This is a genomic window from Cupriavidus pauculus (assembly GCF_008693385.1).
GTDB classification, from domain to species: domain Bacteria; phylum Pseudomonadota; class Gammaproteobacteria; order Burkholderiales; family Burkholderiaceae; genus Cupriavidus; species Cupriavidus pauculus_D.
The window spans coordinates 1,098,251-1,124,486 of the sequence record NZ_CP044067.1 but is presented as its reverse complement, the minus strand read 5'-3'; the positions used below and the strand labels follow the sequence as shown (position 1 = coordinate 1,124,486).

General features: G+C 67.1%; 23 protein-coding genes. 11 read left to right on the top strand and 12 right to left on the bottom strand.

Annotated features, from left to right (window positions below):
* Positions 1-82: 82 nt before the first annotated feature.
* From FOB72_RS32820 to FOB72_RS23385, 7 genes are read right to left on the bottom strand one after another with little or no spacing between them, the layout of a single operon-like run.
* Positions 83-214 carry a hypothetical protein gene (locus FOB72_RS32820; protein ID WP_263364833.1) on the bottom strand — a complete coding sequence of 44 codons (132 nt, stop codon included), beginning with the start codon at positions 212-214 and terminating at the stop codon, positions 83-85.
* On the bottom strand, positions 211-1,425 hold the full coding sequence (locus tag FOB72_RS23410) for a CaiB/BaiF CoA transferase family protein (protein WP_150375068.1): 1,215 nt from the start codon (positions 1,423-1,425) through the stop codon (positions 211-213). Before FOB72_RS23410 ends, FOB72_RS32820 begins: the two co-directional genes overlap by 4 nt.
* Before the next feature lie 8 nt (positions 1,426-1,433).
* Positions 1,434-1,871 (bottom strand): MaoC family dehydratase, encoded by a 438-nt coding sequence (locus tag FOB72_RS23405; RefSeq protein WP_150375067.1) that lies wholly within the window; start codon positions 1,869-1,871, stop codon positions 1,434-1,436.
* A gap of 27 nt (positions 1,872-1,898) precedes the next feature.
* Positions 1,899-3,080, bottom strand: a complete 1,182-nt coding sequence (locus FOB72_RS23400; RefSeq protein ID WP_150375066.1) for a CaiB/BaiF CoA transferase family protein — start codon at positions 3,078-3,080, stop codon at positions 1,899-1,901.
* Positions 3,077-3,850 carry an enoyl-CoA hydratase/isomerase family protein gene (locus FOB72_RS23395; protein ID WP_150375065.1) on the bottom strand — a complete coding sequence of 258 codons (774 nt, stop codon included), beginning with the start codon at positions 3,848-3,850 and terminating at the stop codon, positions 3,077-3,079. The genes FOB72_RS23400 and FOB72_RS23395 overlap by 4 nt, the downstream gene beginning before the upstream one ends.
* Before the next feature lie 31 nt (positions 3,851-3,881).
* Entirely contained in the window at positions 3,882-4,889 is a 1,008-nt protein-coding gene (locus tag FOB72_RS23390) for a Bug family tripartite tricarboxylate transporter substrate binding protein (RefSeq protein WP_150375064.1), read from the bottom strand.
* A gap of 56 nt (positions 4,890-4,945) precedes the next feature.
* Positions 4,946-6,607: an FAD-binding protein gene (locus FOB72_RS23385; RefSeq protein WP_150375063.1), complete on the bottom strand. Its 1,662-nt coding sequence runs from the start codon at positions 6,605-6,607 to the stop codon at positions 4,946-4,948.
* Positions 6,608-6,797: 190 nt separating this feature from the next.
* Here FOB72_RS23385 and FOB72_RS23380 point away from each other — a divergent pair, with 190 nt between their 5' ends.
* Together FOB72_RS23380 and FOB72_RS23375 are read left to right on the top strand one after the other, a co-directional pair.
* Positions 6,798-8,423, top strand: coding sequence for an MFS transporter (locus FOB72_RS23380; RefSeq protein ID WP_223851767.1), 1,626 nt, complete (start codon positions 6,798-6,800; stop codon positions 8,421-8,423).
* A gap of 15 nt (positions 8,424-8,438) precedes the next feature.
* Complete coding sequence (locus FOB72_RS23375) at positions 8,439-8,900, top strand: MarR family winged helix-turn-helix transcriptional regulator (protein ID WP_150375062.1); 462 nt, start codon at positions 8,439-8,441, stop codon at positions 8,898-8,900.
* A gap of 27 nt (positions 8,901-8,927) precedes the next feature.
* Here FOB72_RS23375 and FOB72_RS23370 read toward each other — a convergent pair whose 3' ends face one another.
* The 3 genes from FOB72_RS23370 to FOB72_RS23360 form a co-directional block, all read right to left on the bottom strand.
* The gene (locus FOB72_RS23370; protein ID WP_411859874.1) at positions 8,928-10,304 is read right to left on the bottom strand and encodes a cobyrinate a,c-diamide synthase; all 1,377 of its coding nucleotides are present in this window, start codon (positions 10,302-10,304) and stop codon (positions 8,928-8,930) included.
* A gap of 108 nt (positions 10,305-10,412) precedes the next feature.
* Positions 10,413-11,084: a response regulator transcription factor gene (locus FOB72_RS23365; RefSeq protein WP_150375061.1), complete on the bottom strand. Its 672-nt coding sequence runs from the start codon at positions 11,082-11,084 to the stop codon at positions 10,413-10,415.
* Positions 11,085-11,285: 201 nt separating this feature from the next.
* Positions 11,286-12,245 carry a LysR family transcriptional regulator gene (locus FOB72_RS23360; RefSeq protein ID WP_150375060.1) on the bottom strand — a complete coding sequence of 320 codons (960 nt, stop codon included), beginning with the start codon at positions 12,243-12,245 and terminating at the stop codon, positions 11,286-11,288.
* 476 nt (positions 12,246-12,721) lie between these two features.
* Between FOB72_RS23360 and FOB72_RS23355 the strand changes: the two genes are divergently transcribed.
* The 5 genes from FOB72_RS23355 to FOB72_RS23330 all read left to right on the top strand — a co-directional run bounded on the left by FOB72_RS23355 (position 12,722) and on the right by FOB72_RS23330 (position 17,840).
* Positions 12,722-13,093 carry a transposase gene (locus FOB72_RS23355; RefSeq protein ID WP_317889562.1) on the top strand — a complete coding sequence of 124 codons (372 nt, stop codon included), beginning with the start codon at positions 12,722-12,724 and terminating at the stop codon, positions 13,091-13,093.
* Positions 13,083-13,466: a hypothetical protein gene (locus FOB72_RS32680; RefSeq protein WP_223851765.1), complete on the top strand. Its 384-nt coding sequence runs from the start codon at positions 13,083-13,085 to the stop codon at positions 13,464-13,466. The genes FOB72_RS23355 and FOB72_RS32680 overlap by 11 nt, the downstream gene beginning before the upstream one ends.
* 87 nt (positions 13,467-13,553) lie before the next feature.
* A complete protein-coding gene (locus tag FOB72_RS23345) occupies positions 13,554-14,999 on the top strand; it encodes a DUF3300 domain-containing protein (protein ID WP_223851859.1) in 1,446 nt (481 codons plus the stop codon).
* Positions 15,000-15,421: 422 nt separating this feature from the next.
* Positions 15,422-16,495, top strand: coding sequence for a DUF2950 family protein (locus tag FOB72_RS23335; protein ID WP_317889561.1), 1,074 nt, complete (start codon positions 15,422-15,424; stop codon positions 16,493-16,495).
* A 181-nt stretch (positions 16,496-16,676) separates the two neighbouring features.
* A complete protein-coding gene (locus FOB72_RS23330; RefSeq protein ID WP_150375058.1) occupies positions 16,677-17,840 on the top strand; it encodes an alpha/beta hydrolase family esterase in 1,164 nt (387 codons plus the stop codon).
* An 82-nt stretch (positions 17,841-17,922) separates the two neighbouring features.
* On the opposite strand, the gene FOB72_RS23325 is transcribed toward FOB72_RS23330, so the two are convergent.
* On the bottom strand, positions 17,923-19,224 hold the full coding sequence (locus tag FOB72_RS23325) for an MFS transporter (RefSeq protein ID WP_150375057.1): 1,302 nt from the start codon (positions 19,222-19,224) through the stop codon (positions 17,923-17,925).
* A gap of 312 nt (positions 19,225-19,536) precedes the next feature.
* On the opposite strand from FOB72_RS23325, the gene FOB72_RS23320 reads away from it, so the two are divergent.
* Both FOB72_RS23320 and FOB72_RS23315 read left to right on the top strand, forming a co-directional pair.
* Positions 19,537-23,718, top strand: a complete 4,182-nt coding sequence (locus FOB72_RS23320; RefSeq protein WP_150375056.1) for a DUF748 domain-containing protein — start codon at positions 19,537-19,539, stop codon at positions 23,716-23,718.
* Positions 23,719-23,796: 78 nt separating this feature from the next.
* Positions 23,797-23,982: a rubredoxin gene (locus FOB72_RS23315; protein WP_150375055.1), complete on the top strand. Its 186-nt coding sequence runs from the start codon at positions 23,797-23,799 to the stop codon at positions 23,980-23,982.
* Between the two features lie 62 nt (positions 23,983-24,044).
* On the opposite strand, the gene FOB72_RS23310 is transcribed toward FOB72_RS23315, so the two are convergent.
* Complete coding sequence (locus FOB72_RS23310) at positions 24,045-24,227, bottom strand: hypothetical protein (protein WP_109584955.1); 183 nt, start codon at positions 24,225-24,227, stop codon at positions 24,045-24,047.
* A 162-nt stretch (positions 24,228-24,389) separates the two neighbouring features.
* Here FOB72_RS23310 and FOB72_RS23305 point away from each other — a divergent pair, with 162 nt between their 5' ends.
* Complete coding sequence (locus tag FOB72_RS23305) at positions 24,390-24,893, top strand: hypothetical protein (protein ID WP_150375054.1); 504 nt, start codon at positions 24,390-24,392, stop codon at positions 24,891-24,893.
* Positions 24,894-25,037: 144 nt separating this feature from the next.
* Positions 25,038-26,225, top strand: coding sequence for a cytochrome c oxidase subunit II (locus FOB72_RS23300; protein WP_150375053.1), 1,188 nt, complete (start codon positions 25,038-25,040; stop codon positions 26,223-26,225).
* The last annotated feature ends 11 nt before the right edge of the window (positions 26,226-26,236 follow it).

Sequence of the window (26,236 nt, the reverse complement as noted above, 5' to 3'; positions counted from 1 at the left end):
CGTCTGGCGCGACAGGCCAATCGCTTCGAGCCCGATCGTTTCGTTGCGCAAATATAACATTACGGGCAAGCCGTCTCCGGCGTCAGCGATGCGCCGCACATAGTCGATCACGCCGCGCGGCGCGACGCGCGGGCGCGATCCGGTCATGGGCGTCGAGGGGCGTGACAAGGATGCCGGAGATGCCGTCGAGCGCGGCACGGAGAGGAGTCGTCATGTTCGTGGGTCACCGTTGAGTGCGATGGATGTAAGGGTATCGATATCCGCGGCCGACATGCCCAGCCATTCGGCCAGCACCTCGGCGCTGTGCTGGCCGACGGACGGCGGGGCGGTCCAGCCGCTACCGATATCGAACGCCGAATAGCTCACGGCCGATGCCACTTGCGGCAACGCGGTACCCCCGACGCCCGCCGACGAGGTCACCATGTCCCGATGGGTCGCGTGGCAATGCTCGAGCGCCTGCCCGATGTCGTGCACGGGAGCATGCGGAACGCCGGCCTCGCGCAAGGCGAAGGCCAGCGCCGCGAGGTCGAACGCCGCGATGCGCGGCTCGAGCAGGGCATAGAGTTCTGCCTGATGCCCGAAGCGCGCGGTGCCCGAGGAAAACCTTGGGTCGCGCTGCATGCTCGTGCGGCCGACGATGGCCAGCAACGCCATGAAGTGGTCGTCCTGTGCGGCATCGATGACCAGCCATGCGCCGTCGCGTGTGCGAAACGCCTTGCAAGGGGCGGCATGCGTACTCGCGGCACCTCTGCGCCCGGGTACCTTGCCAGTGCGGAAGTAATCGACGGCCGTGTCGACGAGCAGCGCTACCTGGCTTTCCAGCAGGCTCGTTTCCACGTGCTGCCCCGTGCCGGTCTGAAGCCGCTGCAACAATGCCGCCGCAATGGCGACCTCGCAATGCATGCCCGCCGCAAGATCGATGGCCGACGTGCCGAGCTTGATGGGGCCGCCTGCCTCGTCACCGGTCAGGCTCATATAGCCGCCCATCGCCTGAATGGTCAGGTCGAAGGCGCCGCTGCGGCTGTCGGGTCCTTCGGATCCGTATCCGGAAATGGAGGCGTAGACGAGCCGCGGCGCATCGGCCGCGAGACTTGCGTAATCGAGTCCGAGGCGCGCCATGACGCCGGGACGGAAGTTCTCGACGAGTACGTCGGCCTCGCGCGCGAGGCGACGCGCCAGCGCGATGCCCTCGGCCGATTTCAGATCTAGCGCGAGCGAGCGTTTGTTGCGGTTGCATGCGAGGAACGTCAGCCCATCGCCGGCATGGAACGGCGGACCCTGCAGGCGCAACGGATCGCCGGTGCCCGGCAGTTCGACCTTCACCACGTCGGCACCGAGATCGCCCAGCAGCATCGTGCAATAGGGGCCGGCAAGTACCCGCGTGAAATCGAGGACCTTCAGCCCTGCATAGGGTTTGGCGGGCATGAGACCGTTCAATCGACGAACGCCTTGATATGGGTGGCCACGGCGACGACCTTCTTGTGCTGGTTCAGACATTCCACCCTTGCGGTCATCCGGCGCGTGGACAGGTCCACGCTGTCCACGGTGTAGCGGGTGGTGACGGTATCGCCGAACTTCACGCCGTCCAGAAAGCGCACCTTGTCGTAGCCCAGCGACACGGTGCGGCCGATCCGCAGCCGGGCCGATGCCGTCGACATGAAGCCCATCAGCAGCGTGCCATGCGCGATGCGCGTGCCATACGAACCCTGGCGCATGTATTCCTCGTCCACGTGGTTCGGAGAGAAGTCGCCGGTGATGCCGGCGTAGAGATAGACATCGGACTCCGACACGGTCTTGGTGAAGACGATCGTCGTGCCGATGACGACGTCTTCGATCTTGCCGGATGCCGATTGAAAGTATTCGAGGTCCATGAAAGAAGTGCTCCAGAGTGGGGACGGTCAGGGGGTGGAAGATTCGGAGAGACTCGAGGGCGCGAGCCAGTCCCGCAGCACGTGTTCGGTGTGCTGGCCGGGGCCGGGCGGAGATGTCCAGCCATCGGTCACGGAAAACGCCGAGTACCGGGCGGCGGGACCGAGCACGGCGTGCGGATGTGGGGCGTCCGGGGGAGCGTCCGCCAGGTCGACGCGCAGGCCGTGGTGAAGAACCTGCCTGTGCGCGAACACCTGCGCCAGATCGTTGACCGGCGCGCAGGGCACGCCCGCGTTCTCCAGCTGGCGCAACAGATCGGCGGCCGGATAGCGGGCCGTTTCGGCGTCGAGCTCGGCATACAGCGCATCGCGATGTTCGACGCGGCCCGCCATGCTGGCGAAACGCGCATCGCGCGCGAGGTCCGGACGGCCGAGCACCCGCGCAAAGGCTTCATACAGGTTCTGGAATCCCGCCGCGACGACGATCCATCCATCGACCGTCCGGAACGCCTTGTAGGGAACCTGCTGCGCATGCTCGGATCCCCATCGCTTCGGCTGCGGACCCCCGAGCAGATGTTCGACGGCGGCATTGGCCAGGAACGCGATTTCCGATTCCAGCACACTCGTCGAGAGGTACTGTCCCTGCCCAGTCGCGGCGCGCTGGAAGAGCGCGGCGAGGATGGCCGACTGGCAGTTGACGCCCGTCATGACCTCGAGTGCCGAGGTGCCGAGGCGGCTCGGCGCACCGTCGCGCCCGCCCGTGATGCCCATGTAGCCGCCGGCGGCCTCCATCATGAGATCGGCGGCATCCGGCGCGCAAGCGCCACCGGGCACCGAGGCCGGCGTCACGCGCGCGTAGACGAGCTTGGGCGCGATGCGCGACAGATCGGACCAGCCGATGCCCAGCGCGTCGAGCCTGCCCGCGGGCAGCGCGTCGAGCAGGACGTCGGCGCGGCCGCAGAGCTGCCGCAACAACGCGGGGCCGCTAGCGGGGTCCACGTCCAGCGCGCGCTTGTTGCGGTTGAATGCGGCGTGATATGTCGTATGGGATGCCGCGCAGAATGTCATGTCCGGGGGCCATGCGCCATCGACGCGCACGACATCCGCGCCCAGATCGCCGAGGCATTGTCCGCAATACTGGCCAGCGCGCGAACCCGCCGAGAATTCGAGCACACGCAGACCGCGCAGCGCCTTGCCGGGCATGTCCATCATCGGCCTCGAAACACGGGACGCCGCTTCTCGAAGTGGGCGCGCATGCCTTCTTCGTTGTCTTCGGTGGTGTCGAGGGGGCGGCGCAACTGCTGGTCCAGTATGGCCGCGTCGCGCAGGGACAGATTCGCGCCCTCATTCAGGGAACGCTTGAGTGCCGCGAGCGCCAGCGGCGCCGTGGCTTCCATCTCTTTCGCCCAGTTCAGCGCTTCCTCGAGCAACCTGTCGGCGGGCACGACGCGATCGACCATCCCCAGCCGCAGCGCATCGGCGGCACCGAGCCGGCGGGCCGTGAAAAGAATGTCCTTCGCGCGGGACACCCCGACGATGCGGCTGAGCGTCACGGGACCGCCGCTGCCGGGATACGCGCCCAACGTCATCTCGGGAAAGCCGAACGTCACGTCGTCCGCCGCCATGCGCAGATCGCAGGCCAGCGCCAGTTCGGCGCCGCCGCCGAGGCACCATCCGCCGACGGCCGCGATCACGGGCTTGGGCAACGTCCAGATCTCCTCGCTCAACGTCAGCAGTAGCTGGCTCTGCTCCGCCTTCTGTTCGCGAGACAGCGTCCGGCGCTGCTTGAGGTCGGTGCCCGCCGAGAACGCGCGCGGGCCGCCCGCAAGAATCACGGTGCGCGCTTCATGCAGGGTGGCCGCGCGGCCGATGGCATCGCGCAGCGCCTGCACCAGTTCGAACGACAGCGCGTTCAGCGCTTCCGGCCGGTTCAGTGTCAGTACGAGCGACGCGCCGTGCATCGCTTCGATCAGAATGCTCATGCATCTCCTCCTGTCGTGGAAGTGCCGGTGCTCAATCGCTCTTGATGTTCGTGTCCCGCACGACCTTGAGCCACACGGCCGATTCTTTCCTGATGAGTTCGTCGTAGGCGGCCGGTGTGCTCGTTGTCGCTTCCGCGCCCTGCGCGGCCAGCCGCTTGACGAGGTCGGGGTCGGTGAGCGCGCGGTTCAGCGCCTTGTTCAATACGGCGATCACATCCGCGGGCGTGCCCGCGGGCGCGACCAGCCCGAACTTGCCCGATACGTCGAATCCCGGATAGCCGGACTCCGCGACGGTCGGCAGCGATGGAAACAGGGCCACGCGCTTTGGACCCGTGACCGCGATGCCGCGCAGCGTGCCGGGCTGGACGTAGGGGACGAGCGCCGCGACGTTCTCGAAGGTCGCCTGCACCTGATTGGCCATCAGGTCGGTCAGGGCCTGGCCGCCGCCCTTGTAGGGGATATGCGAGACCTGCGCCTTCGTCACCGACTTGAACAGTTCGGCGGCAAGGTGCGTGGCACTGCCGTTGCCGGCGGACCCGTAGTTGATGCTGCCGGGCTTTGCGTTCGCAAGGTCGACGAAATCCTTGACCGTATGCACGGGCAGCTTCGGATTCACCGCGAGCATGTAAGACACGGTGGCGAACTCGCCGATGGGCGCGAAGCTCTTGATGGGGTCGTAGGGCAGCGACGGATACAGCCCCGCGGCCGACGTGTGGGGCAGGGTGTTGATGATCAGGATCGTGTAGCCGTCCGGGGCGGCCTGCGCCACGGCGGTGGTGCCGATGGTCCCGCCCGCGCCGCCGCGATTCTCGATATACACCTGCTGTTTCAGTTCCTCCGCCAGCTTCGGCGCGACGATGCGGGCCAGGACGTCGTTGCCGCCACCGGGCGGATACGGAACGACGAGCTTGACGGGCCGGCTTGGAAACGCATCGGCCGCATGGGCGGGCGACATGGCGCCAGGCAGGGCGGCAGCGAGCGAAAACGCGCCTATCAGCAAGGCGCGCGCGCGAAGCGAAAGTGTGGATCTGAAACGCATGTTGTCTCCGTATGTCGTGATGGTGCGTAGGCACTCTTATGGTCAAACCATGCTGTCTAGTGGATGGGCTCCTTGCTTTGGACGAGTTCGTCATCGCCGCGCCGGGCAAAGGCGATGTGATGCAGCCATTGGGCATCATTCATGGCCGGGTAGTCTGTACGCTGGTGCGCGCCGCGGCTTTCTGTGCGTCCCAGCGCTGCCTGCAGGACCGCCGTGCCGACGCCCGCCATGCGACGCGCCTCCCGAAGTTCCACCGCGGCTTCGCGGCTGCCCGCGCGCATCTGCAGGATCTCCTTGTGCATCGCTTCGAAGGCGGTCAGCCCCGCCGCAAGGTCGCGCCCGTTGCGCCAGATCCCTGCCGAGGCCGAAAGCACCTTGCGCATGCCGTCCTTGGCGTGCTGCACGTCCTCGGCGGGCACGCCGCCATCCGCATGCGCGAGGCGGGCCATGGCATCGGCTTCGATGGCTTGCCAGTCGCGATCGAGGTTGGGCAGCATGCCCCGTGCCGCGCCGCCTCCGGCGATGGCGCCGAAGACGAGCGTGTCGCTGCAGCCATTGCCGGCGATGCGGCTCGCGCCGTGCACACCGCCCGCGGCCTCTCCGCCGACATAGAGGCCCGGCACACCGGACCAGCAATCGCCATCGACGGCGACGCCACCCATCATGCTGTGCGCGGCGGGCGCGACGATGGGCGGGGTGGTCGCCGGTTCGACGCCTGCCGCGCGCAGCCTGCGGCAATGCGAGACATAGCTTTCGCGCTGCGCGTCGGTGAGGACCGTGGCATCGAACGCGACGCCGCCTTCGGGGAAGCCGCGCCCTTCGTCGATCTCGCGCTGGATGAACAGCGCCAGCCGAGCCTTCTCGATACCGCGTTCGCCGGAAGGCGGGTTGTAGCCGAGCATGAAGCGCTCGCCGCGGTTGTTCAGCAGATGAGCCCCGTCGCCGAGCATCGAGGTCGGCATTTCCATGCCGCGGCATTCCTGCGGCCAGACCGTCACGACGGGCTCGAACTGAACGAACTCCATGTCGATGAGCCGCGCGCCGGCATCGAGCGCCATGCCCAGCCCGTCCGCGCCCACGTCGACGGGATAGGTACTGTCCGCATAGAGACGGCCGATGCCGCCCATGGCAATGACGACGGCGCGCGCGTGCACGGCGGTCATCTGGTTCGAGTGCGGCTTCCACAGGAGCGCCCCGACGACATCGGTGCCGTCGCGCAGCAGTTCGACGGCCTTCTGCCCCGCGATCTGCCCGATGCCGAGCGTCCGCGCGCGATTGGCCATCACCTGCAGGATGGCGCCGCCCGTGCTCTCCGGAACGAACACCGATCGGGGATAGCGATTCCCGCTCAGGTGACGCTGCAGGACACGGCTCGCGCCGGTTTGCGTATCGACCGAATGGGCAAAGGGCACGCCCCAGCTGGCCAGTTCATGAAAGGCATCGACCGACTTTTCCGCCAGCAGGCGTACCAGCCGCCGGTCATTGAGGAAGTAACCGCCCCTGAGCATGTCGTCGTAGAACACGTCGGGGCTGTCGGCCGGGTCCATGCTGCCGATCGGCGCGTTGAAGCCGATGACGTACGGAGAAGCGCCCTTCGCGCGATAGGCCAGCGTGACGTGCGCGCCCGTGGCCCGGGCGGCGAGGGCCGCGCGAAAGCCCGCCATGCCGGCGCCCAGCACCAGTACGTCCGTCGATACCGTCTCCACTGTCCACTGCATCCAGCCTCTCCCGTATGGCCCCGCCACGACGTTGCGGGTATGGCAGGGATTCTGGAGGGCCGCGCGGGAGAGAGAAAGCGATGATTCCTTCCGGTTTGATGAGTAAAACGCACGATCCGCCCACCGTTCTGCAAAACCATTTCAACTGTCCTATAATCATTGACATTGCAACTATTGATTGGGCAATAAAATGACCTCCGAGTCACGCGAAGGGCAGAACGGCGCCGCAGTGGTGCGCGCTGGACAGGTGCTGCCGTTCCGCGAATCGCTGATGGCGATGCTGGGTATCGCGTTCGTCGTCATGCTGGTGGCACTGGATCAGACCGTCGTCGGCACCGCGTTGCCGACCGTGGTCGCCGAACTGCAAGGGTTCGAGTTCTATGCGTGGGTGGCCACCGCCTATCTCCTGACTTCCGTGATCACCGTGCCGATCTTCGGCCGGCTTGGCGACTACTACGGGCGCAAGCCGTTCGTGCTCGCCTCGATCATCGTGTTTCTCGCGGCCTCGGCGCTTTGCGGCATGGCCAACAGCATGCAGTTCCTCGTCGTGGCGCGCGCGTTGCAGGGGATTGGCGGCGGGATGCTCGTCGGCACCGCGTTCGCATGCATTCCCGATCTGTTTCCCGATGCGCACGTCCGCCTGCGCTGGCAGGTGATGATGAGCACCGCATTCGGCCTCGCCAATGCGGTGGGTCCATCGCTCGGCGGTATCCTGACCGAGTGGTACGGCTGGCGCGCGGTGTTCTACGTGAACCTGCCGGTGGGCCTGCTCGGCCTGTGGTTCGCGTGGCGCTATCTGCCCCATCTGCGCCAGCAGATGCACACGGAGGCGCACAGCGGTTCGACGCGTGTCGACTGGGTCGGCGCGTTCCTGATCGCCGCGGGCCTCGGTACGATGCAGCTGTCGGTGGAGTGGCTGCCCGAGCGCGGGCTCGATCTCGTGACCGTGGGCCTGCTGTTGCTGTCGGTGGCCTCGTTCGTGGCGCTATGGCGCTGGTCGCTACGGTGCCCGAATCCGATCCTGCCGCTAGACATGTTCCGCAATCCGGCACTCGCGCCGCTGTTCCTGCTGGCCGTGCTGTCCGGTTTCGTGATGTTCTCGCTGCTGCTGTATGCGCCGCTGCTGTTCCAGGGCGGGTTCGGCTACTCGCCGAAGGATGCGGGCCTCCTGGTCACGCCGCTCGTGGTCTGCATCACCATCGGGAGCATCGTCAACGGTCGCATCATCACGCGCATTCCGTTACCGAACAGCATGTTGTATGCCGGTTTCGCACTGCTGGCGCTGGCCTGTCTTGGATTGACGCAGGCCACGCGCGGCATGCACCATAACCTCCTGCTCGCCATCATGTTGTTCGGCGGTCTGGGTCTTGGCTTTATCATGCCGAACCTGACGGTGTTCGCGCAGCAGACCGCGGGCCGCTCGCAGCTCGGCATCTCCACGGCGATGTTGCAGTCGCTGCGGATGGTCGGCGGGATGGTCGGTACCGCGCTCGTGGGCACGCTGGTTACCCGCAGCTATACGGGCGGGGTGGAGCGGGCGCTGAGTTCGGCTGGTGCCATGGACTGGGCGTCGCGCATGAGCGATCCACAGATCCTGATCGACCGCGCCGCGCAAGGGGCCTTGCTGACTCAACTGCAGCAGGCAGGGCACAATGGAGCCCTGCTGCTCGAGCAGGCGCGTTTGTCGCTGGTCGGCGCCATCCATCTGGGCATGGCGCTTGCCGCGGTGATCGCCGTAATCGGCATCTGGCGCTCGCGCCGCGTGCCGCCCGTCAAGCTCGTGCGCGTGCACGAGCCCGTGATGGCGGCGGATTGAAGACTGGAGAGTGGATTGGAACTGGAGCGACAAAGCCTGGCCGTATTGCAGCAATTCGGACGCACCTACCGCGCGTGGGCATCGGCGTTCGAGGCGCGCATCGGCCTTCCCATGCCGCGCTGGCGCATCCTGTACGCGCTGTACGGGCACGAGGGCGCGATTGCGCAGAAGCCGCTGGCCGACCGGGTCGGCATGGACCCGGGCGCGCTCACGCGGCAGCTCAAGGCGTTGCAGGAACTGGGCTGGGTGGAGCGCGCCACGAGCGAACGCGACAATCGCATGACCAACGTCACGCTGTCGCCGCTGGGCCGGGAGATCGTCGAGGAGGCGCTGCCGCGCCGTGCGGAGTTCCTGCAGGACGTCCTGACGAACGTCACCGAGACCACGATGCACAACCTGTCCAAGGGACTGGGCGAACTCGAGGCCGGCATCGCCGAAGCCGTCGCCCGCACGCAGGCACAGCGCGACGCTGCCTGAACCCGCCTTCGCCGTCGACAATCGCCATCAGCCGCCAAACAGGCGCGCGATGGCTTCCGGGTTCGACGGAAAATACAAATGCACGTATGACGCCGTGAGTGCGCCCGCGCGGTAGACCGCCTCGCCGGGTTTGCCGTCGCGCGGGGAAACCGCCCGCGTGGCCGGTGCGAGCGTCGTCTCGGTCTGCGAGTAGTGGAACGTGTGGCCGCGCACCGTATCGTGTTCCGCGCCGAGCCACGGCAGCGACACGGCCTGATGTCCGAGCGCCGCGAGCCGTGTCTGCATGCGCACGGTGCCCGGCAGGACGCGCGCCATCTCGTGCGCGTTGCCTTCCTTGTCGATCAGCGTATCGAAGAGCGCCATCATCCCGCCGCATTCGGCCAGCATCGGCATGCCGCTCGCACGCGCGCGCCGCAGTGCTTCCTTCATGCCCGCGTTCGCGGCGAGCGTGGCCGCGTGCAGTTCGGGATAGCCACCGGGCAGCCATACCGCGTCGCATGCCGGCAGGTCGGCATCGCGTAACGGCGAGAACAGCGCCACGCGCGCGCCGAGCGCTTCGAGCGTGTCCACGTTGGCGGGGTAGATAAAGCGGAACGCGTCGTCGCAGGCGACCGCGATGGTCTTGCCTTCGAGCCTGCGCGATACCGGTGGCGCGGACGCGGCATCGAGCGCGGTATCGAAGCGCACGGCAGGTGGCAATTGCGAGACCGGCAACGGCGCGAGCAGATCGGCCAGCCGATCGAGACGCGCCATCAGGTCCGGCAGTTCGTTCGCGCTGTACAGGCCGAGATGCCGCTCCGGAAGTGCCACCGATGGATCGCGCGCGAGCGCGCCGGCCCATTGCCCCGGTTCGCGCAGGCTAGTGCGCAGCATGTCCGCATGGCGCGCGGACCCGACGCCGTTGGCGAGCACGCGCATGTCCGCGAACGGCTCACCATAGTGCGCCAGCCCATAGGCAATCGCGCCGAACGTCTGCGCCATCGCGCTCGCCTGGATCACGGTCAGCACGGGCAGGCCGAAGCGGCGCGCGATATCGGCGCTGCTGGGGTCGCCGTCATGCAGGCCCATGACACCTTCCACGAGGATGACGTCGGCGGTCCGCGCGGCCTGCGCGAGCCGCTGCCGCGCATCGTCCGCGCCGGTCATCCAGAGATCGAGCGAATGCACGGGCGCGCCGCTGGCCGCGGCCAGCCATGTCGGATCGAGAAAGTCCGGTCCGGACTTGAAGACCCGCACCGCGCGGCCCTGCCGCGCATGCAGGCGCGCAAGGGCCGCGGTGACCGTGGTCTTGCCCTGGCCCGAGGCCGAGGCCGTGATCATCATCGCGGGCACGGCACGCGCGGCGGGCGCGGCGGCGGCGCGATGCGCGTCAGCAGGGAGGGAGGGGGCAGGCGTTGCGGACATGTCGGGCGGCACGGGGGAGGGGCGTCTCGCGATGAGGCGACCGATTATATCGGCTTCGATCGATCCCTCGCTTGCCCCCGCATGTCGCCGCATGTCCCCGCATGTCCCTCACCGGCGCGGCAGGACCATGCCCTGCAGTGCCGCGCATTCGAACAGCTCGCGGTCGTTGCCGACACCGAGCTTGCTCATGGCGCTGTTCTTCTGCCGGCTGATGGTCTTGACGCTGCGGCACAGCGTCGCGGCGATCTCGGTCACGGTGCGGCCCGTCAGGTAAAGCCGCAGCACTTCCATCTCGCGCATGGAGAGCGAATGCGTGCCGTTGCGCCCCATCGGCAGCGCGGTGCGCGGGTCGATCGGCGCGAGCGCGCGCAAGGCCGACTTGCCGATATAGGTGAACCCCCGCTGCGCGCGTGCGATGGCCACGACCACCTCCGCAAGCGGGCAGTCCTTGAGCAGCAGCCCATGCACGCGCGCGTCGAGAATCGCGCGCAGCACGAGCGGGTTCGTGATCATCGTGAGCACGACGACGGCGATCGTGGGATAGCGGCGCCGCAATGCGAGCAGCAGCCGCGCGCCGTCGAGCGCGGCCACGCCGGGCATGTGATAGTCGGTGACGATGACGTCGGGCGCGAGCAGATCGACCTCGTGCAGCAGTTCGGCGGCGCTGTTGACCTCCCCGCAGACCTCCCAGCCCGTCTGCGTCTGCAGCCTGGCGCCGATTGCCGCCGTGATGACGGGATGATCGTCGGCCAGCAGAATTCTCAATATCGTCGATGTCATCCGGTCACTCCTGTCCGGTGGATCCCGGCGGATCCCCTGTGCGGCATGCCGCCCCGTGGGGATACGGAGCACGGCAATGCCCGCCGAGCATACTGGCGTGTCGTTGCCGTGGGAGTGAGACGATTCGCAAAACGTGCGCCAAATTCAGGCAGTACGTCGTGTCGAATGAGAAAAAAACCGAAGGCGCCTGCGAAGGAGGCGCTATGCCGCGACGCGCCGCGCGCTCTCCTGATGATGGCGGCGGTCGTCGATCGCCTTGAGCGGATCTCGCAGAACCGCCGCGCCGACCTCCATCACGTCGCGCAGTACGCCGCCGTCGCACGCGTCGGACGTCTGCTCGGGCATCCAGAAATGGAGCGCGGCCCAGCCGGGAAAATTCGTGGGCGGTGCGAGCAGGCGTGCCTTGCGATGGCGCGTGACGAGCGGCACGTTGAAGTCCAGCACCGGGCAGATGCCGCCGGTCGCATGCAGGAGCGTGATCTGCGTGTGCCACGATGGCACGACGGTTTCGCGATGGCCGGGCGCGTTCGCCTGGCGCGCCAGGAACGCGTGCAGGGGACTGCCGGCCTCGCAGTCTTCCTGCAGCAGGATCCAGTCGGTTTCGGTGTCCTCGTGACCGTCGGCGCGCAGCGCGCCGACCAGCCGGCGCGGCGTGGCCAGCAGACTGTGCGGCACCACGCCGTCCGGGATCTGTGTGCCATCGACGACGAACGCGCAGTCGAGCTCGCCCGCGTGCAGGCGGCTGGCCAGCGAGGCGTCGGCGATGACGGGACGCGTGATGAAACTGTCGCGCGGAAACTGTTCGCAGAGCGTGGTGAGGATCTCGGTGATGACCGGGTCGCCGATCGACGAGGAGAAGCCGATCGAGATGCGGCGCCCCTGTCCGCGCCGCGCGACGGCCGCGCGCTGCGGCCGTACGAGCTGATTCCATCGGGTCAGGATCTGCCTTGCCGTTTGCTCGAGCCGCAACGCATGGGGCGTGGGTTCGAGCCTGCCGTTGCGCTTGATGAACAACGGATCGCCGGTGATCTCGCGCAACCTCGCCAGACCGTATGCCACCGTGGGGACTCGTCCCTGCGTACATGCGGCCACGGCATTGAGGTCGCGGTACTCCATCAAAAGGACGAAGACGTGCAATAGCTTGGTGCTGACGTGCCGCATGCTGAGCTCTCCCTGTCCACGATTGTTTCGTTCTTCGTTCTTATGGTTTGGGGCAACACGGGCTGCGCGCCGCGCGAACGTCAGGGACCTCTCACGCGGCGGCTACGCTTCTTCTAAATTTAGTTTGTCCGAGCCATGTTAATACATGAATTTGAAACTTCCTAGGAAGCAGTACGATTTATCACTATGCCGCGATATTTGACAAGGTCAGTCGTCTTGATGCATGCCTCCCGGAAACCCAGTCTACGTAAGGGTTCCCGGTTAGTTATGTCGATGTAACGTGAATCGTCGTGCATTTCTTATTGCGCGAAATCTCGCAGATCACGACTGAGACGACAGAAGCTGGTCATTGAATTTTTCCAATTTGGAACAACGAAATTCGGAAATCGTTATCTCGATCAAATTGCTTAACTCGGGCCGCGAAGACACTGAATTGCCTTCCGCGCGAGGGGTGGTTAACGTACGGCAAGGGTCGAGTGAGAACCCGCGGCCATCCGGGGGGCGAGTGGAGGCGGAGCGTGAACAGACGGTATTCGGAAGAGCAGATCCGCATGTACCTTGCCGAGGCCGCCCGGGGAGTGCCCGTCAAGGAGCTATGCGCCCGGTATGGTTTCAGCGATGCTTCGTTCTACGGATGGCGCGCCCGTTACGGCACGCCCGGCGCGCCGGCAGATGCGGAGCGCCGCAGGTTGCGTGAACTCGAAGACGAGAACGCACGACTCAGAAACCTGCTTGCGGACGCGTTGCTCAGGCTCGAACTGCTGCGCCATCGCACCACCCGCCAGCGTGGCGGCAGACATCATGACGAACGGGAAGAGAGGGAAGTGGGTAGCGAGAGTGCCGACTAGCACGCCGGCCCGATGGCGCGTGCTGGCATTCGCGGGTATGGCCATCGCGGGTATGGCCATCGCGGGTATGGCCATCGCGGCGACGACCGGTGCGTGGGATGTCGCCGCGCAGGGATCGAACCCGCCGTCGTCGCCACCGCCGGTCTATGGCGGCGGCCGTGGCAATGCGCCGGGCGGAATGCCCGATATTCCCCCGCCGCCGCGCATGCTGGAGCCTGGCACGTCGGCCGAGGGCGACAGCAGGCCGGCCACGTCGCAGCGGCAGTATTGCACGGGGCTGCTCCGGCAAATCGAGGCGTTGCCCGCGGCCGCGCCGGATCGGGGCCGCATGGAAGATGCCTATCGAAAGGAGTGCGCGCAGCAGGGACGATGACGCGCGCGCTGACCGTTGCACTGCCGAGCGCTTTGAGGGAGGCCCACGATGTCACATCGCCTGATGCGTGCCGTGTTGTCGCTGCTGATGCTGGCAGCGGTGTCGTTCTCGCCGACCTCCGTCTACGCGCAGGCAAAGCTCGGTAACGGCCAGCTCGATCAGTTGCTGGCGCCTATCGCGCTGTATCCCGATGCGCTGCTGTCGCAGGTGCTGATGGCGTCGACCTATCCGGCCGATGTCGCGGCGGCCGCGCAATGGTCGAAGGCCAATCCGTCGCTGTCCGGCGATGCCGCGACCAAGGCGGTGCAGGGCGAGTCGTGGGATCCGAGCGTGCAGTCGCTGGTGGCGTTTCCGTCGGTGATGGACATGATGGGCCGGCAGCCGCAATGGGTGCAGTCGGTCGGCGATGCATTTCTCGCGCAACCCGACGATGTCATGAATGGCGTGCAGCGCCTGCGCGCGCAGGCCCAGAAGGCGGGCTCGCTGAAAACCACGCCCGAGCAGAAGGTCGTGACGCAGCAGAGTGGCGGCACGACCATCGTGCAGATCGAGCCCGCGAATCCGCAGGTGGTCTATGTGCCGTCGTACAACCCGACGGTGGTCTATGGCGCGTGGCCGTATCCGGCCTATCCGCCTGCCTACTATCCGCCGCCGCCGGGGTCGGTGTTTGCCACGTCGCTGGTGGCGGGCATCGGGTTCGGGCTTGGCGTGGCGGCCGTCAATTCGCTATGGGGCGGTTGCGATTGGGGGCGTCATGACGTCAACATCAATGTGAATCGGTACAACAACATCAATGTGAACCGACAACTCGATGTCAATCGGTCGAACGTGAATTGGCAACACAATCCGGCCGCGCGTGGCAACGTGCCCTACAACAATCCGGGGGTGGCCAATCGGTACGATGCGCAGCGCCAGCAGGCACTGGCCAGTCGGACGCAGGGCGGGCAAGGTGGGCAGCGGCTCGGGCAGGGGGGCGCGGGCCAGCAGGCCGGCCAACCGTTCGGGCAGGGCGGCGCGCAGCAACGGCTGGGCGCGGGCGGCGCGGGCCAGCAGGCCGGGCCGCAGTTCGGGCAGGGCGGCGGGCAGCAACGGCTGGGCCAAGGGGGTGGGGGCCAGCAGGCGGGGCAGCAACTCGGGCAGGGCGGCGCGCAACAGCGGCTGGGCGCGGGCGGCGGTGGCACGCAGGCACAGCCCGGTTCGCGCGATGCGGCGCGCGATCGCGCCGCGCAGTCGTTCCAGGGGCACACGGGACAGTCGATCGCCGGGCACGGCGGCGGCGCGAATGCCAATCCGCGGCCGGCCGGCGCGGACCGGCAACGCGCGGACGCGAGCGAGGCACGCAATCGCGCGCATACAGCCAACCGCGACAGCGCGCTGCGGGACGCCGGCAACGGCCAGCGCCTGCAGCAGCAGGGTGCGCGCATGGGGCAGATGCAGGGCGGGTTCCAGCGAACCGGCAATGCGGGCGGCATGAGTGCTCCGCACGGCGTGCAACGGGGCGGCATGGGCCATGGCGGGCACGGACGGAGGTGAGCATGACCGGAACGACGATCGGGAAGGCAACCACAGGCCGCGGCGACGCACATGGCGTAGCGGGTACGACGACGGCATGCGAGGCGCCCACCGCCGCGCCCCGGGCGACCATGCCGTCCCCGGCGACCCCGGCGACCCCGGCGACCCCGGCGACCCCGGCGACCCCGGCGACCCCGGCAACCCCGGCAACCCCGGCAACCCCGGCAACCCCGGCAACCCCGGCAACCCCGGCAACCCCGGCAACCCCGGCAACCCCGGCAACCCCGGCAACCCCGGCAACCCCGGCAACCCCGGCAACCCCGGCAACCACGGCAACCACGGCAACCACGGCAACCACGGCAACCACGGCAACCACGGCGGCCACGGCGGCCACGGCGACCACGGCGACCACGGCGACCACGGCGACCACGGCGACCACGGCGATGGCGGCCACGGCGACCACGGCGACCACGGCGACCACGGCGATGGCGGCCACGGCGGCCCCGGCGGCCCCGGCGACCATGGCGACCATGGCGATGGCGGCGATGGCGGCGATGGCGGCGATGGCGGCGATGGCGGCGATGGCGGCGATGGCGGCGAGGGCGGCGAGAGCGGCGAGAGCGGCGAGGCTGGCGAGGCTGGCGAGGGCGGCGAGGCTGGCGAGGGTGATCGAGGTGGCGATGAGGGCGGCGCTAAAGGCAGTCGTGGCCATGGCTGCGGTCGTCATGGTGGCCGCACCCGTCGCCGCACAGCAGGTCTTCGACACCGCCGAAGCCGCCTCGAACGCCCTCGGCGATGCCATCGCCCGCAGCGACCAGGATGCCCTGCGCAAGGTACTCGGCAATCAATACCGCACGCTTCTGCCGCCCGAAGGCATCACGCAGGACGATATCTACGACTTTCTCGGCGCCTGGGCCGCGCACCACGCGCTCCAGCCTGCCGGCGACAACGCCATGCGCATTGCCGTGGGCGACAGCGGCTGGACGTTCCCCGCGCCGATCGTCAAGCGCCCCGCCGGCTGGCAGTTCGACCTCAAGGCAGGCCGCGAGGAAGTGCGCGACCGCCGCATCGCCCGTAACGAACTCGTGGCGATGGATTCGCTGCTGCAACTCGCGGATGCCCAGCAGCGCTACGCGCAGCAGGTCGGCAACGGCGCCTTCGCCAAACGTATCGTGAGCTCGCGGGGCCGCACCGATGGCCTCTACTGGCCGTCCGACACCGAGGCCGACGCCAGCCCGATCGGCCCCGACGCCCTCGCCATGGGCCCCGATGTCCCGCCCGAAGACGCCTATTACGGCTACCGTTTTCGCGTGCTCCCGCCCGGCACGGGCGCCGGCGCGACGCGGTTCGCGTTTATCGCATGGCCCGCCCGATACGGCGAAAGTGGCGTACACACCTTTTTGATCGACGCGGAAAGAAATTTTTACGAACGCGATCTCGGCACTTCCACGGCCAGTCGGGCCGCCGCGATGCGGTCGTTTTCCACGGAAGGATGGCGTCGCGTGGCCGATAAATAGGCGCCTGCCGCACTTCCGCATCTATCGAGTGACCTGCGAGCCAGTTCCGCAGGTCTTTTTTAATGTTGCAAGATGCATACATTGCCGCACTGGAGTGAGCGATACGCCGCGGCGGCTTGTGTTATGCTGCATCGCACAAACATAGGAGGGGATCCGTTCCAAAGACGAGCAGGAGTCTCTAATGGCCAAAAGCCTGTCCTCGGACTGGGAAACGCAATGGCGCCAAATCGGCCACGCGCAGCACCAGGCCGCACAGCAATTGAAGTCCTGGCTGCGACGCTTCGACGCGTTCCAGCCCACCCCCCCGCTCCGCCCGGTACCTCCGGTCGGCGAGCATGCGCCCGGTTCGCTGCCCGGCACATGGGAATCCCACCGGCTTGGCCTTGCGCCGCTGCCGGGTGAACTCGTTCCGCAGCTGTCATACCGTCTCTACATTCCGTCGGGCGCGTTGTCGCGCAGAACGGGTCCGATGCCCGTCGTGGTATTGCTCCATGGCTGCCGGCAGACACCCGAGGCGCTGGCCGAGGGCACGCGCATGAACGCGCTCGCCGAGCGCGAAGGCTTTATGGTGGCTTATCCGCAGCAGCCGCTGCGGCGGTCCGTGCATCGCTGCTGGCAGTGGTTCGACCTCGGCGCCGAGGAAGGCGGGCGCGAGGCGCAGGCTGTTGCGGCGCTGATCGACGAGCTTGCCGAGCGGCCCGATGTGCGCGCGGGCGAAATCTATCTGGCAGGGTTGTCGGCCGGTGCCACGATGGCGGCGCTGGTGGCGTTGCGCTATCCGGAGAAGGTGGCCGCGGTCGGGTTGCACTCGGGCGTGGTCATCGGTGCCGCGGATTCGCCGCGGGCGGGATTGCGCGCGATGGAGCAGGGCTCCGCGACCGATCCGCTCGTGTTGCTCGACGCCGCGGGCGTGACGCCGGGCGGCCCCACGATGCCCGCGATCGTCATGCACGGGCTCGAGGACCAGGCGGTACACCCGGTCAACGGGCGTCTGCTGGCGCGGCAGTTTCTTGCCTACAACCGCATGGACGACCGGCTCTCGGTGGCGATGCCGCCCCGGGTGGCGGCGATGGCGGGTGCCGGCGCGGAGGCGGCCAACGAGGGTGTCGCTAACGAAGGTGTGGCCAACGCCCGGGCAGCCAACGAAAGGCCAGCGCTCCGGCGCGGCAACTATCGCGAGGCGCGGTTCGGGCGGTGGAACAAGGACCTGGTGAAGCTCGTGGAGGTTGCCGGGCTCGATCACGCGTGGAGTGGCGGTGACGGGCGGGTCGAGTATCACAGCAGCACCGGGCCCGACGCCAGCGCGATGATGTGGGAGTTCTTTCGGGAGCACCGGCGGAAGTAGGGCGCCGAAGGCGGGAAACGACAAAGGGGGCGATTGCCCCCTTTGTTCTTGACGTGCCGCAACGAATCGACGAATAGCCCGATCAGGCCTTCTTCACGAACAGCGCCGTCACGATACCGATCAGGCAGACCGCGATCACGTAGTGCGCCGGGGCCAGCGGGTTGTCCTTGAGCATCAGCGTGACGATCATCGGCGTCAGTCCGCCGAAAATCGCGTACGACACGTTGTACGAGAACGAGAGCCCCGAGAAGCGGACCTGCGCCGGAAACGCGTTCACGAGCACATAGGGCACCGCGCCGACGGTGCCGACCATAAAGCCGGCCAGCGTGTACAGCGGAATCAGCAGCTGCGGATGCGTGCCCACCGTCGTGTACAGCAGATACGCCGTACCGGCCAGCAGCAATCCACCCACGAACAGCGTCCGGCGCGCGCCGAAGCGGTCCGCCAGCATGCCCGCCACCACGCAGCCGATGGACAGCGCGAGCGTGGCGAAGCTGTTGGCGACCAGCGCCGTGCGGCCATCGAAGCCGAACAGCTTCTGCAGGAACGTCGGCGTCATCAGGATCACGACCACGATGCCCGCGGAAAGCATCCACGTCAGCAGCATCGAGATGGCCACGGCGCCACGGTGGTCGCGGACCACGGACTTCAGCGGCATTTCGGCCGCCAGCGCCTTGCGCTGCTGCAGTTCGGCGAACACCGGCGTCTCGTGCAGCCACTGCCGCAGGTACATCGAGGCAATGCCGAACACCCCACCCAGCAGGAACGGCACGCGCCATGCCCAGTCATGGAGCTCGGTCGGCGTGAACGCCGAATTCATGCCGGTGGCGACCAGCGAGCCCAGCAGGATGCCGGCGGTCAGCCCGGCCGTCAGCGTGCCGCAGGCATAGCCGACATGCCGGTTCGGCACGTGTTCGGACACGAATACCCACGCGCCCGGCACTTCACCGCCCACGGCGGCGCCCTGCAGCACACGCAGCAGCAGCAGCGCGAGCGGCGCGAGCAGGCCGATGGAGTGATAGGTCGGCAGCAGGCCCATCGCCAGCGTCGGCACCGACATCAGCAGGATGGACAGCGTGAACATCTTCTTGCGGCCCAGCAGGTCGCCGAAGTGCGCCATGATGATGCCGCCCAGCGGACGGGCCAGGTAACCGGCGGCGAAAATGCCGAAGGTCTGGAACTGGCGGAGCCAGTCCGGCATCGACGGCGGGAAGAATAGCTGGCCGATGACGGTGGCAAAGAAGACGAAGATGATGAAATCGTAGAACTCGAGCGCGCCGCCGAGGGCGGCGAGCGCGAGAGTCTTGTAATCCTGCCCGGTCAGGGGACGCGCGGCATGACCGGGCGCGCCCACTGCCCCGGCAGTGCTGCTGGAGGTAGACATGAAAAAGCTCGCATAGTGAATTCACACACGAAGCGCGCTACACGGATGGCGTGGGGCGGAGGGGCACGGAGGATGGCGTGCCGGGCCAGGCGCGCGGCGGCGGATATGCCTGCCGGCCTGAAAGGGGGTCGCTTCGCGAAAGGCGTAACGATACCAGAACCGCCGCTCTCCCTTTTTGGTAATGCCGGAATGTTTTGAAATGGTCCTTTGCCTTGCCATAATCCGTTGCCATAATGCTAAAAAAAGTGAAATCCGGGGCACACTACCCGACAGTGATTTCCGATGCACAGGGGTCATCTTTTCTGGGTAACCATGTCATTCAAGGATTCCATCGGCACTGCGGCCCGAACGGCCGGCGAGAAAGCCAGGGCCACGCCGCGCAGGCGGCTCGCGTTGCGCGTGCTCGGCGGCATTGTCGTCGCCGTGGCGATTTTCGGAATTGCGGGATATTTCGGCGGCCCGCCGCTGGTCAAATATCTCGTCGAGAAACAGGCGACCGAGGCGCTGGGACGCAAGGTCACGCTCGGGGCGGCGCAGGTGCGGCCGTTCGACCTCGCGGCGACGCTCAATGACCTGACGATCTTCGAGCCGGACGGCACGACGCCGATGGTGACGCTGGGCGAAGTGGATGCCAATGCGTCCATCGCGTCGCTCTGGCATCTGGCGCCCGTGGTGCACAGCCTGCATGTGGACAGGCTGTCCGTGCACGTGGTGCGCGACGCGCAGGGCCGCATGAACTTTGCGGACGTGGAAGAAAAGTTCGCGGCCATGCCGCCGAAGCCCGCCGACAGCAAGCCCGCGCGGTTCTCGATCAGCAATATCGCGGTGACCAACTCGACATTCGTGTACGAGGACAAGCCGCGCGATACCACGCAGCGCGTGGAGAACTTCACGCTGACGCTGCCGTTCCTCTCGAACCTGCCGCACGACGCGACCATCAATACGCGGCCGACGCTGTTCGCGAAGATCAATGGGTCGCCGCTGTCGCTCGACGGTACGACGCAGCCATTTGCCGATACGCGCGAGACGAACCTGAACGTGAACCTCGACGCGCTCGAGGTGCCCACCTATATGGCCTTTGCGCCGCGGCTCAAGGACGCCGAGATCAAAGGCGGGCTCGTCGATACCCGCCTGGTGGTCGGCTTCCGCCAGGACAAGGACAAGCAGGACCTGTTCGTCTCGGGCACCGTGGTGTTGCGCGATGCCGATGTGGTGACCCATGCGGGAGCGCCGATCGTCAAGGCGGGACGGCTGGCGATCGACCTCGACCGCGTGGAGCCGCTGGCGAATCGGGCGGCCATCCGTAGCATCGATCTGGAAGGACTGGCACTGCAGGCCATTCGGCGCGCGGACGGTTCGCTGAACCTTGCCACGGCGTTTCTGCCGGAGAGCGCGCCGACGCCGAAGGCAACGCCGGCGGCTCCGGCTCCCGCTCCGGCTTCCGCGCCGGCAGCTTCGGCCTCCGCGCCGGCTGCCGCGCAGGCCCCGGCACCCGCACCGGCCGAGCCGTTCAGCTATGCGATTCAGCGCATCACGCTGAAGGACGCGAAGCTCGGCTTCCGTGACGAGCTCGCGCCGTCGGGCCCGGGGAAGCTCGATATCGGCCCCGTCAACGTGGAGATCGCGGACCTTGCCAGCACGGGCGACAAGCCCGCGCAACTCGACGCGAAGGTGACGATTGCCGATGGGCAGACGCTCGACCACAAGGGCCAGCTGGCCCTGCGGCAGGGCACGCTTGCGGGCACGCTGAAGACCACGGGCCTGCGGCCGCAGGGGTTTGCCGCATGGTGGCCGCGCGAACTGCAAAGCCAGTTCGGCGAGACGGGCATCAACGCGGAGCTGAATTACCGCATGGCGTGGACGCAGCCGACGTTCCAGTTCGTCCTCGAGAAATCGCGCCTCGAGCTGTCGCCGGTGTATGTGGCGACGCGCGAGCCCATCGCGCTGCCGGCCGCACCGGCCGGGCAGGGCGACGATGCCGCCGCGGCAAGCGACGGCGCGAATGACCGAGCAAACGACAGGGCGCGCAATGGCGCGCGCCGCGATGGCCAGCGCGCGCAGCGCGGCAATGTGCAAGCGGCACAGTCGGCACAGGCCGCGCAAGCTGGGCAGGGCACGACCCGCAAGCGCACCACGCAGGCGCAGCGGCGCGTGGCCGATATCGAGGGCGCGCAGTTGCCGCTCGTGCGCGCGGAGAAGCTCGTACTCGAGGACATCAACCTCGACCTCGCGAAGCAGACGTTCGATACGAGCGCCGTATCGCTGGTGCAGCCGCAGATCGCGGCCACGCGCGATCATCGCGGGCAACTGCTCGAGATGGCCCGCATCTGGGCCGTGCAATCGGCGCAGGAGAAGGCAGCACCGGCGCGGCAAGCGGCTGCTTCGGGCGCGCCGCAGGGCACCGGGGCCGCGACCGCACGGACAAATGGCGCGACAAATGGCACGGCAAACGGCACGGCAAATGGCACGGCTAACGGCAGCGCGGCCGCGCGCGGCACGGCCACGCCACCGGGCTGGAAAGTCCGCATCGGCAAGATCAACGTCGACGGCGGCGCGGCACGCCTCGCCGACTACGAGCCCGCCGAGGCCAACCGTGGCCGCCCCGTGATCCACCAGTACCGCAATATCGGCTTCACGGGCGGTACCGTGACATGGCCGCTTGCCAACGCCGCGATACCCGTCAAGCTGCACGCGGAGTCCGGACGCCGCGGCGTGATCGGCCTCGAAGGCAGCCTGCTGCCCGCCGCGCCGGGCGCGCAAATGCAGCTCGACGTGCGCGAGCTCGATATCGCGCCGCTACAGCCCTATATCGCCGATCGCTTCAACGCGGCACTGCGCGGCGGCACGATGACGCTCAAGGGCAAGCTCGACTTCAATGCGCCGGCCGGCAAGCCGATCGTCGCGCATTTCGCCGGCAACGCACTGGCGGGCAATGTGCGTACGGTCGACCGCATCAGCGGCGACGACTTCCTGCGCTGGCGTTCACTCGCGGTAACGGGCATCGACTTCGCAATGGACGAGTCGAAGGGGCCGATGCGCGTGGGCGTGAACAACGTCGCGCTCTCGGACTTCTATGCGCGCGTGATCCTCAACGCGAACGGCCGCCTGAACCTGCAGGACGTCATGGCCGGCGGCAGCGATCGCGGCCAGCCCGCGCCATCGACGAGCCTCACGCAGGCGAGCCCCGCTTCGGCACCGGCCGCTTCCGCACCGGCCGCGGCCCCTGCAACGGCGACGGTCGCGAAGGAGGGCAAGGCCGGCCCCGCGCCGCAGATTCGTCTCGGCGGCGTGTCCATCAACAAGGGCAACATCAACTTCTCGGACTTCTTCGTCAAGCCCAACTACTCGGCGAACCTCACCGACATGAAGGGCTCGATCTCCAAGGTGTCGTCGTCGGACCCGACCCCCGCGGATATCGTGCTCAACGGCCGGCTCGACGACGATGCGCCGGTCAGCATCAGCGGCAAGCTGAATCCGCTCGGCGAGCAGCTGTTCCTCGATATCGCGGCGAAAGCGGCGGGCGTGGAGCTCACGCGGCTGACGCCCTACGCGGCCAAGTACGCGGGCTACCCGATTACCAAGGGCAAGCTCACGGTGGACGTGGGGTACAAGATCGAGAACGGCAGGCTCGATGCGCGCAATCACCTGTACCTCGACCAGCTCACGTTCGGCGATCGCGTGGACAGTCCCGATGCGACCAAGCTGCCCGTGCTGCTTGCGGTGTCATTGCTCAAGGATCGCAACGGTGTGATCGACGTGAACCTGCCGGTGTCGGGTTCGCTCTCCGACCCCGAGTTCAGCATCGGCGGCGTGATCGTTCGCGTGATCGTCAACCTGCTCACCAAGGCCATCACGTCACCGTTCTCGCTGATCGCCTCCGCGTTCGGCGGCAGCGGCGACGAACTCGGCTATATCGAGTTCGCGCCGGGCAGCGCCACGCTGTCCAAGGAAGCGCAGGAGAAGATCGCCACGGTGGCCAAGGCGCTGAACGACCGGCCGTCGCTGCGGCTCGAGATCAGCGGCCGCATCGATCCCGCAACGGACGCCGACGGCGCGCGCCGCGTATGGCTCGACCAGCGTGTGGCGGAGCAGAAGGAGCGCGAACTGCGCCGCAGCGCGCGTTCGGGCGGCCAGGCCGACGAGGAAGAAAGCGGCGAGCAGGGCGCGAAGATCACGGTCTCCAGGCAGGAGTATCCGAAGTATCTGGAGGCCGTGTACAAGCGCCAGTCGTTCAAGAAGCCGACCAACATGATCGGCCTGAACAAGTCCCTGTCGACGGCGGAGATGGAAAAGCTGCTGCTGGAGAACGCGCCCGTCACCGACACGGAACTGCGCCAGCTGGCCGACCAGCGTGCGCTGGCCGTCAAGCAGGCGCTCGAGCGCGACGGCAAGGTGCCCGATTCGAAGCTGTTCCTGACCGCGCCGAAGCTCAATGCCGAAGGCATCAAGGACAAGGGCGGTCCCAACCGCGTGGATTTCTCGATCCGCCAGTAACGACCGAAAATCGGGCCGCAACCGCAGGCGCGGTATCATGCGGCCCGTTCCATCGACTTTATTTAACGGAGAGACGTTTTGCAGCAGGAAGCCGTCGCCTACAAGACCTGGGTTTGTGTGATTTGCGGTTGGGTGTATGACGAAGAGCAGGGCTGGCCCGACGACAATATCGCCCCGGGCACCCGCTGGGAAGACATCCCGGCCGATTGGCGTTGCCCCGAGTGCGACGTCGGCAAGGAAGATTTCGCGATGATCGAACTGTGATTCGACCATCGGGCGTTTCAAACACCTGAGTGTTCCCCCTCTCCTTCAGGGAGAGGGGCCGATCAGATCAGCATCGGCAACACTTCCAACACCAGCACGCCCATCATGAGGCCGATGATCACGCCGCAGCAGCGGCAGCTGATCTTGAGCGCCTTGGCGGCGACGGGTACCGCGCCCATCGCCAGCATGCCGACGAGTGCCATCGGCAGCAGAAATACAAGATCGTGCGCCTGTAGATGAAACATGGCGGTCTCCTTTCTTGTCTTTTGTTCTTCCAGTATAGGCCGTGTGTGGCGAATACAAGGCAGTTGGCCTCAGGGTTGTCCCTATGTGCGTTCCATGGCGCGGAATCGTGCGTCGCGTGTCCTATGCTGGACTCACGAAGCCGAAGCGACAAGGAGACCATCATGGAACTTCACGTGCATTCGCATCACTACGTGCGCCGTCTGCCCGACTGGAGCGCCGCGGCCGTGTCAGGTATCGCGGCCGGCGCCTTCCTGATCGTGCTGGAGTTGTTCTGGGCGTCGATGATGTCCGGCGTCAACCCGTGGGTGCCCACGCGCATGATCGCGGCGATCGTCATGGGTCAGGACGTGATGCAAAACGCGCTGTTCAGCATCGGTACCGTCGGCGCGGCGCTCTTGATCCACTTCGTGCTCGGCGCGGTACTCGGCATGGTGCTGGGCGCGATCATGGCGCCGTTTCATCTGGACTCGAGTCCGGGCATGGCGGTGCTGGCCGGCGCGGTGTTCGGCGTGGTGGTCTACCTCTTCAACTTCTACGTGATGACGGGCGCGTTCCCGTGGTTCGTGGAAGCGCGCGGCTGGCACACGCTGATCGCCCATATGCTGTTCGGGATGGTGATGGCCATCTGCTACTGGAAGCTCGAATCCAGGGACGTGATGCACTGAATGCGGCACAGCATGTGTCACGTTCCGCGGCACTGAAGCTCGCGCAAGAGCACTTGCCGCATTCGCAACCCATGCACTACGCTTTAACCACTTGCGTGGGTTGCGCGTCTCTCGCGGCAGTTGTCCGCGCAGAGGAGGGTGGATATGGCAATCGCCATTGCGCTCGTGGTCCTCGTCGTCGCTTCGGTGCTCTTTCATTTTCTGAGCCCGTGGTGGGCGACGCCGCTGGCGTCCAACTGGAAGCAGATGGACGACACGCTGACCATTACCCTCGTCATCACCGGCGTCTTCTTCGTCGTCATCAATCTCCTCCTCGGCTATATCGTCTGGCGCGACCGTCACCGCGACGGACATCGCGCGCACTATGCGCCCGAGAACCGGCGGCTCGAGTGGGGGCTGATCGCCATTACCACCGTCGGCATCATCGTGCTGCTTGCGCCGGGCCTCTTCGTCTACGCCGACTATGTGCGCCCGCCGCAGCAGGCAATGGTGCTCGAGGTCGTGGGCCAGCAGTGGCAGTGGGCATTCCGCTTTCCGGGCCGCGGTGGCCAGCTCGGCACGTCGGATATGCGCTTCGTCAGCGCGACGAATCCGCTCGGCGTCAACCCGGACGACCCCAACGGACAGGACGACGTGATCGTCGTGGGGCCCGAGGTGCATTTGCCGCTGAACCAGCCCATCAAGGTACTGCTGCGATCGAAGGATGTGCTGCACGATTTCTATGTGCCGCCGTTTCGCGCGCGCATGAACATGGTGCCCGGCATGATCACGTCGTTCTGGTTCACGCCGACACAGACCGGGCGTTTCGACATCCTGTGCGCGCAACTCTGCGGCGTCGGGCACTACAACATGCGCGGGCACGTCGTGGTCGACGAGCCGGCGGCATTCGAGGCCTGGCTGACGAAGCAGCAGACGTTCGCCATGACGCAGGTGCGCGCGACGGCGCCGGTCGCCGCGGCGCCCGCCGGCGGCGAGGCGGGCACGGGCGGTGCCGGCGTGGCCGCCGCTGCCGGCCTGATCGAGCAGGGACGCGCGCTGGCGCAGAGCAAGGGCTGCGTCGGCTGCCACAGCATCGACGGCGCGCCCGGCGTTGGGCCGACCTGGAAGGGGCTGTACGGCAAGACCGAGACGTTTGCCGATGGCAGCACGGCGCCCGTTGACGATGCATTCCTGAAGCACGAGATCGAGGACCCGCACTCGCGGCTGGTCAAGGGCTACGGCCCGCTGATGCCGAAGATGCCGGTGACCGAGGAAGAGGTGGCCGCGCTGAGCGCGTATATCCGCGCGCAGGGCGCGGCGGCGGGCGGCGCACCGCAGGCGGGAGCCAAATAGACGAAGCAGGG